The following is a 6,405-nucleotide window of genomic DNA, read 5'->3' as shown; positions in this document are numbered from 1 at the left end:
CTGCGCCTGCGCGGCGCTCAGCGCCTCCTGCGCGCGGTCGAACTGCTGCCGGGCAACGAAGCCACGCGCCAGCATCGGCTCATAGCGCGCAATGGTGTTGCGCGCCTCCACCAGCCGCGCCATGGCCGCCGCGACCTTGGCGCGGGCGGCGTCCACCGCGTGCTGCGCCGTCGCCGGGTCCAGGCGCGCCACGATCTGCCCCGCGCGCACCCGGTCGCCGACGTTGACGCTGCGCGCGATGAGCTGGCCGCCCACGCGAAAGGCCAGGTTGATGCTGTCCTGCGCCTCGATCGTGCCGTGGAGCGTGATGTCTTCGCCGCCGCCGGTTTCGGTGACCTCCGCGACGCGTACCGGCCGGATCGGCTCAGGCTTGGCGCCGCCCGCCGGGGATTGATCCTGTCCGCACGCGCTGAGCAGCAGGCCCGCGCAGATGGTCAGCAGCGATAAGAGCGTGCGCCGACCCCGTGGAGAGAGCTTTGGACCCGCCTGGTGCATATGCCACCCCTGAGCTGATTGCAGCGGCGAACACCGCCGATGATTGACCGATAACCGATTGGATCAGCGCCGCCGTGGACGCCGCGCCGCCCGACACACCGCCCGCGAGCGGAAACAGCAGGAACAGGTAGCCAAGCTGTGCCAGCACCGGCAGCGCCAGCATCGGGAACAGCAGCTCCGCGGAACGGGAACCGCCCAGCCACGGGGCGACGTCGGCCGGCAAATTTACGGCCAGGTTCAAGACTGCCCTGCCTCGCTCGCGACGGTGTCTGACCCTATTGTTTCCCGGACCCAGCAGCACCGTCAGCAGGATCAACAGTCCGGCGCCCAGCAGAAAGCCCGTCACAACCGCGACCCCGTCGTGGGAGCGGCGTCCGCGCCGCGACCGCCGCGCCCCGACCTCTTCATCGCGCCGAGGACGGCGCTCCCACCGCCACGCATCGACGTGTGAGCGGCGCGCCCGCCGCGATGCCCCGGTGCGCCGAGCAGCAGGCCGGTCATGGCCGTGGCCCCTGCTGCGTCGCATCACTCACGCCCAGGACCTTCAGGAACAGGGCCTCGTCTGCCGCCAAGCCAGCCAGAAACCGAACAGAAGCAGCAGCCGGGTAAAGAAGGCGATTGGGCGTGCCACCGAGTTGGTTGCTCCACGGACTCGTTGCAGGGATCGCTCCCGCGGATGCTGCCGCGGGCGCTCCCGCGGTCGCTCCGGGGAGCGCTCGATGGGGGAGCGCTTTCCGGCGGACAGCTCCGTCCTGGCGCAGCCGGCCCCGACATCGCGCGCTGTCCGCGCCGCGATCAGGGACGGGTGCCCGCGTCGCCGTCCCCGGCTGCCGGCTGCCGGCTGCGCCGTATGATCGGGCCGCTCCACCGGCCCCCCTCGGCGCTTGAAGGACAAGCCGCCGTCGCCGACCCGCCGGCGGTTCAGGCCTGAGCGGCCAGCTTGGCCGTCGCCACCTCCGAGGCCGGCGTCACCGTGCGGTACAGCAGCCACAGCGACAGCCCCAGCACCACGAGCTCGGCGGTCAGCATGATGAGCAGCGTCAGCAGGCTGATGCCGTCCAGCGCGGAGATGGACTGGCTGGGATTGCCGCCGATGTTCGGGGAGATCATGAGCCCCGTCTGCGGGTTCGCCAGCATCACGAACAGCAGGCGGCCGGCCGCGCCGAACAGCAGCAGCATGGAAAAGAGAATGCCGAGGCAACTCGCCCAGATGCCGATCCAGACGGTTTTCACCACGCCCCCGCCGCTGAGGCGCGCATCCCCGGCGGCGATGCGATGCCCGAGCGCCGGGTAACGGAAGAACCAGAAGGCGGTGAAGATGGTCACGATCATGCCGCCGTAGGACAGATAGTTGCTCAGATCGATGCCCTTGCGTGCGGCAGACTGTGGCGAGAAACCGAAGATCACGTACACCGCCAGCGCCAGCGGCACGGCAAGGAGCACGAGTTGAATCGCGAAACCGGTCCAGCCGAGCTTGGAGAAGGTTGCCCCGAGTTGGTCGGGGTCTTTGGGAGGCCAGGGTGCAACAGCCATTTACGACTCTCCGCTTAGTGATGGGGTTTTAGGAGACGGGCGGACGAAATATAGCACCCGGAATCTGCCGCGAATGGAGCGATTGAGACAGACCGAGTATCGGAGTCCACGAACGGTGTGGGCCTGGCGACAAGGGGCAATGTAGATACTCCGATAGCGAGACACCGCTATTGCGTCGATCACCAATCATGCCTTTCCCCTATCACTTGGTGGGACAACACTACGGTGTCGCCCGGCGAGACCCCGGACAAGGGCTCGCCGCGGACAATGCCCGCCGAATGGGGTCGAGGGGAAATCCGCAATCGGACCCTGGGCGGCCATGCGCCGTATCCGCCGCGTCGTGGCACGGGTCATGCGGTGAACCTGGAGACTCGCGTTGGCCGTGAAGGCGTTGTAGTTGAACGGGTCGAACTCCGGCACGAGGCTCGTCCAGTAGACCTTCGCGTCCATTTCGTCGAAGACGCGCCCTTCCAGGGCCAGGTAGTCGTCTAGGGTCGCGACATCATCCGCCTTGGCGGCGGTGAATTCCTCACCGAGGTGGCCCCGGTGCCAAGGCTGAAGCGGTGGCTGAGCACGCGCCCAGAGTGCATAGGCGATCACGGCTGCGGCAACAGCACCCAGCACCCAGCACCGCCGACGCGACATAGCGGAGAAGACGCTTGCCTGCCCGCGTGAGTCTCGTCATGCTCGGCTCCGGTTCAGCACGATGACGTCCCGGCAGGCACTGCCGGGGGCTGGTGCGGGATGCCGAGCTGTCTCAAGACCCACAGATCCACGCCCTGCCGCTGACGACTGCGAATGCCGATGATCGTAACGGCAGCCCCGCAGATCGCCAACGGATGGCCGCACCAATCGTCGCCGAATAGACTCCGGTATTCAGGCCGGGCCGACGGCGAGCGCGGCCAATTGGTCAGTCCACTACACCCAAACAGGCAATCATCACCACCGATGAGCACGAACACGTTCCGGCCAACCCATCTGTATCTCGCGCTGCTGGCCGTCCTAGCGCTCGGCATCGCCGGATGCGGCACCACCACGGGCAGCCGCGCCGGCAGCGGCGCCCTGTTCGGCGCCGCAACCGGGGCTGCCCTCGGCTCGCTCAGCGCGAATGCCGGGCGCGGCGCCCTGATCGGGGCGGGCGCAGGAGCCCTAGGCGGCTACCTCTTCGATCAGCATCAACGCGGGAACATCGACTGACGCCGCACACGGCCGCCCACAACATTGCCGGACAAGACGGGTCCGGCACACCAACCCGCCTCACTCGAGCCAAGCTCGCTCGAGCTAGCCCCACGCGAGCCAGCCCCGCTCGAGCCAGCCAGGCACGCCGCCGCCAACCGGCCACCGCGATGGGCGGCTCGCACCGACCTCGCCCGCCCCGCCCCGTGGACCGGCGATGAGCGAGGGGATGCCTCGCATGCCCCCGATTTCTTCTCCCCTCTCTGCCCCCCTGTCGCGCCATGGCTGGCAGGTCCGGCCTCGCGCTCGGCATCGCCGATTACCGCACGCCCCCGCGAGTCCCAAGGCAACCACCCACGGCGGACCCCGCAAAACTCCTTATCGGACATTTAGAAGACCTAAAGCAGGTTTCTCGGCTCAGTTCGTATACGCATCGTCGAATAGGATATATACGCTCTGTGACATGCGCGTATACGCGCTGTAGCCACGGGAATAGTCCCTTGGCGGCGACCGGGATACGGGCCTGATGAAACGGCAGAGTATGTGCACAGCGAGGCCGCGGTGATGAAGGTTACCGCTTCGATGGCCTTTCGATCGCGGCGCTGCTCACCTTGCGCGAGCTTTGCTAAACGCCGCTTTATCGGCATATCCTTAGCTACGGTCGGGACACCACCGATGCCGAATGCGGGTTGCCGCTCGCTGATTCAACCTGATAATGCGACAGACCTTTGATCGAGCAACCTGGCGCGAATGGATCGCATAAGAAAACGTCCCGTATTCGGAGCAGGAGCATTTGGCAAACACCGGGATCTATCTTTGCGGCGCTTCTCGTCAGGTAGGACACCCGCCAACTATCGACTCTGCCCGGACACTTCGACTGGCGCTGTTGCCTGGCGCTGTTCCAGGCACCGCGATTTCAGGCGCAACGCCGATCTGCCCGGGCATCGCCGACTATTGGTTTCTTCCAACGCCAATCAGGACATTTCGACAGGTATCGACATGCAAAGGCCACTCAAATATCACCTGATCCTCCTCGCTGCTGCGACATGCATGCTTGCCGGAGCGCTCGCATGGAGCGAAACACCTACAGGCAGCAAGGCTTACATCACATTTTCTTTTGATGACGCGCCGATAACCGTCTACAACAACGCTGCACCGCTCATCGCCAAGTACAAATTTCCCGCAACTTTGTTCGTCATAACCGGACTCGTGGCCCGACCCGGCGAACAATCCTGGTACATGAACTGGGATCAGATTCACGATCTGTACCAGCAGGGGTGGGAGATCGGTTCCCACTCCCATACCCATGCTTATCTCACGCAGATCTCGGATGCAGCCCTGGCCAAGGAGGTCGATGAGTCATTCAAGACCCTGACGGCGCAGCATCTCAACCCAGAAGTCTTTGCCACGCCGTACGGGGACTACAACGCGAAGGTCGTCGCGGCCATCGGCAAGCGCTTCAGTATGCATCGGCGCACCTGGGGGGAACAACTTGAGCTGGAAGGATTCAATGACGCCAATGCACCCAAGTGGATGGACATGGCTTCGCACTGCGTCGAGTCCGGCGAATCCGTTGCTGACGTAACCGGGCGCATCGACAGGGCCGTTGCTGCAAAGAAGTGGCTGGTACTCTGCTTCCACAACATCGTCAAGGGGGCGCCCGCGAACGACTGGGAATACAGAGACACCGACCTGGACAAGATCTTCGGCCACGTCGCGTCCGTGGATGGGCTTACCGTAGTCGACTTCGGCGAAATGCGGGGCATTGCCGACTATCCGCACTGAGCGTGGCGTTGGTAGTGTCAGGACTGAACAATCGAGTCACGACGCCGGGAGCTGGAGACCTGGCAACTACGCAATGCACGAAATACGCGAAAGGGGTGGATTCACGGACTGCTCCAGCATTTTCGCGCCTTTCGCGTGCTTCGTAGCGACTCATCGCGTCCTGGCCGGTGGCTTGGCAAACCTTCGCAGTACGCCCGCCTCGCCACATTATCGGCAAGACCGAAACCCACGGCTGGTACGATGCTGGGATACGCTCGGCTGGCCCGATCGCGCCAAGCACCTACGGATACAACGGCAGCAGCCAGGGCACCAGAACGACGCTGAGCGCCCCGACAATCAGCGTCATTGACCGCGCGCCGCGAGCCGACGAGTCAAACAACTGCATCGACCAAGGGCCGCCTGCACGCAGCCATGCCGACAGCCACTACCGACCAGCCGGACACGAAGTCGCGGACCGCCTGTCCGGGCACGCGCCGACCACGCGCTGAACGACGGACAGCCAGGCGCGCACGGCCCGCTGCCCGATGCCCTGCTCGCACGCGCGATGCGCTGCTTTCGTGGCCCCTGCCGGCACTGGTCCTGCTGATCCCGACACTGCTGGTGCTGCCCCTGGCCGGCTGTCAGTCCGCAGCGCCCCTGCCGCGGGAAGGCGGTGCGGGCAATGGCGCCGCCGTCTCGGGGCTCGGTCCGGCCCTGGCGGGGTCCATCGAGGCCATTGCCCAAAGCCGCAACCGCCCCGAGGCACTGGCTCGCGACGAGGTGCGGCAGCGGCGGCTCCTCGCGAGCCACCTGCCGGCGCTGCTGGCCGAGGCGACGCCGCCGCGGCCCGCGGCCGGTGTCGCGCAGCAAAAGGCGCTGCTCAACCCTGCCGAGCTGCGCGACGTCACGCCCATCATGCGCACCCGCGTGACGCCCGCGGGGCTCGGCCGGGCCGGTATCGGCCTGCCCCTGGTGGCCCGGCTGCCGGCGCCGCGAGACCCGAACGCGCCGCGCGCCGGCTACCACTTGCCGGCGACCCTGGTGGCTCAACCGGGCGGCCCACCCGGCAACACGCCTGAGCGCACGGGCTCACGGGTGCTCTCGGCGCCACCGACAGAGCGACATCCAAGTCGCACGCCTTCCGCGGCCGCCGTCCGGACCACCACCTGTTGCGAGGCCGCCCTGGTGGACCCCACCGCCGTTGCAGCCGTGCCGACGGCGTACGGCACCTTGCCGGTCGCGATGGACCTGCTGGCCCCCATCGAAGCCACCAGGGCCACCGGCGTCAGGACCGGGGCGGCCATCGCCAACCTGCTGTGGCCGGGGCACTTCCGGGGCGAGCCGCGCATCGTGTTCCTGGAGCCCTTCCAGCCGGACAAGACGCCGCTGGTGCTGGTGCACGGCCTGCTGTCCACGCCCGCCGTCTGGAAGCCGCTG

6 protein-coding genes and 1 pseudogene are annotated in these 6,405 nt (G+C 66.6%); 4 read left to right on the top strand and 3 right to left on the bottom strand.

The features are described from left to right. Nucleotides 1–495: efflux RND transporter periplasmic adaptor subunit (locus tag LJE69_RS09030; protein WP_296924079.1), on the bottom strand; the 495-nt coding region annotated here is incomplete at its 3' end. 43 nt (nucleotides 496–538) lie between these two features. Here LJE69_RS09030 and LJE69_RS09025 point away from each other — a divergent pair. Beyond that, the gene (locus LJE69_RS09025) at nucleotides 539–946 is read left to right on the top strand and encodes a hypothetical protein (protein ID WP_296924077.1); all 408 of its coding nucleotides are present in this window, start codon (nucleotides 539–541) and stop codon (nucleotides 944–946) included. A 470-nt stretch (nucleotides 947–1,416) separates the two neighbouring features. Here LJE69_RS09025 and LJE69_RS09020 read toward each other — a convergent pair whose 3' ends face one another. Together LJE69_RS09020 and LJE69_RS09015 are read right to left on the bottom strand one after the other, a co-directional pair. Next, complete coding sequence (locus tag LJE69_RS09020) at nucleotides 1,417–2,028, bottom strand: DUF3611 family protein (RefSeq protein ID WP_296924076.1); 612 nt, start codon at nucleotides 2,026–2,028, stop codon at nucleotides 1,417–1,419. Nucleotides 2,029–2,214: 186 nt separating this feature from the next. After that, nucleotides 2,215–2,628 carry a hypothetical protein gene (locus LJE69_RS09015; protein ID WP_296924074.1) on the bottom strand — a complete coding sequence of 138 codons (414 nt, stop codon included), beginning with the start codon at nucleotides 2,626–2,628 and terminating at the stop codon, nucleotides 2,215–2,217. A 348-nt stretch (nucleotides 2,629–2,976) separates the two neighbouring features. Here LJE69_RS09015 and LJE69_RS09010 point away from each other — a divergent pair, with 348 nt between their 5' ends. The 3 genes and pseudogenes from LJE69_RS09010 to LJE69_RS09000 all read left to right on the top strand — a co-directional run. Then, a complete protein-coding gene (locus tag LJE69_RS09010; RefSeq protein WP_296924072.1) occupies nucleotides 2,977–3,225 on the top strand; it encodes a glycine zipper domain-containing protein in 249 nt (82 codons plus the stop codon). Nucleotides 3,226–4,158: 933 nt separating this feature from the next. Beyond that, entirely contained in the window at nucleotides 4,159–4,989 is an 831-nt protein-coding gene (locus LJE69_RS09005) for a polysaccharide deacetylase family protein (protein ID WP_296924070.1), read from the top strand. A gap of 600 nt (nucleotides 4,990–5,589) precedes the next feature. Then, a pseudogene (locus tag LJE69_RS09000) lies at nucleotides 5,590–6,405 on the top strand (hypothetical protein); the annotation flags it as partial.

This window comes from Thiohalocapsa sp., from assembly GCF_022340605.1.
Taxonomy (GTDB): Bacteria; Pseudomonadota; Gammaproteobacteria; order Chromatiales; family Chromatiaceae; genus Thiohalocapsa.
Note: the sequence above shows the minus strand (reverse complement) of the source record. Positions and strands in the feature narration are given on the sequence as shown.